Here is a 1,117-nt window from a genome sequence, read left to right on the forward strand (position 1 = left end):
GTTGTTGATACCGCCAGCGTTTGGATGGGCTTCGTTATCCAACAGCGTGTAGCTGTAGGTCACCACGCCGGTGCTTGCGTTGTAACCGGTGACGGTCAGCGTGTTGCCCAGCGGAGTCGTTGCAGTTTGTGGGAAACCGGAGGCTACACCACCAGAAACGACGTTGATGCCGCCCACGCTTAAGGTCTGCAAACCATCCGGAGCGGTGACGGTAAAGGTTCCGGTTTGGGTCAGTGCCGGCGTGTTCGGGTTGCTGCCGTCGCTAAGGTTTTTCTCGTAGACCGTCAGTTCACCACCCGCAACGTTCAGGCCGTTGAGGGTGACTGGGTCGTTGAGGTTCTTGATGTTGAGAACCAGATTGGCGGTGCTGGTGTCGCCGTCAGCGTCCTTCAAGGTGTAGGCAAACGTCTCAGTGCCAGTGCCACCGCCGTGCAGGTTGAAGAAGTCCTGGTCAGCAGGATTCAAGGTGTAGGTGTAGGAGCCATCTGCTGCCAGTACGAGTGTGCCGTAGGTGCCCGTGAAGGTGCCGGCGGTGATCGGTCCGGTGACGCGGTCGGCACCCTGAGTATCGTTGGTCAGGACGTTGCCGGTCAGGGTCAGTTGGGCTTCGGTTGCGGTGACGGCGTTGGTGTCAGGCGCAGCGGTTGGTACGTCGTCGACGATGTTTACGTCGAGGCTTCCGCTGGAGGTGCTGCCATCAGTGTCCGTCGCGGTGACGGTGAAGCTTTCGGTGAGGTTGTTGATACCGCCAGCGTTTGGATGAGCCTCGTTGTCCAGCAGCGTATAGCTGTAGCTCACTACGCCAGTGCTTGGGTTGTAGCCGGTGACGGTCAGCGTATTGCCCAAAGGCGTCGTGGCGGTTTGTGGGAAACCAGCCGCCACACCACCAGAAACAACGTTGATGCCGCCCACGCTCAGGGTTTGTAGGCCGTCCGGAGCAGTAACAGTGAAGGTGCCGGTTTGGGTCAGTGCCGGCGTGTTCGGGTTGCTGCCGTCGCTGAGGTTTTTCTCGTAGACCGTCAGTTCACCACCCGCAACGTTAAGGCCGTTGAGGGTGACTGGGTCGTTGAGGTTCTTGATGTTGAGAACCAGATTGGCAGTGCTGGTGTCGCCGTCG

General features: G+C 59.3%; 1 protein-coding gene. It reads right to left on the reverse strand.

The genetic code is table 11. From position 1 onward, the window contains the following. Positions 1–1,117 (reverse strand): Ig-like domain-containing protein (locus tag NTD88_RS15345; RefSeq protein ID WP_262154877.1); only part of this gene is annotated, 1,117 nt, incomplete at both ends.

This window comes from Pseudomonas sp. 20P_3.2_Bac5 (genome assembly GCF_025466035.1).
In the GTDB taxonomy this organism is placed as follows: domain Bacteria; phylum Pseudomonadota; class Gammaproteobacteria; order Pseudomonadales; family Pseudomonadaceae; genus Aquipseudomonas.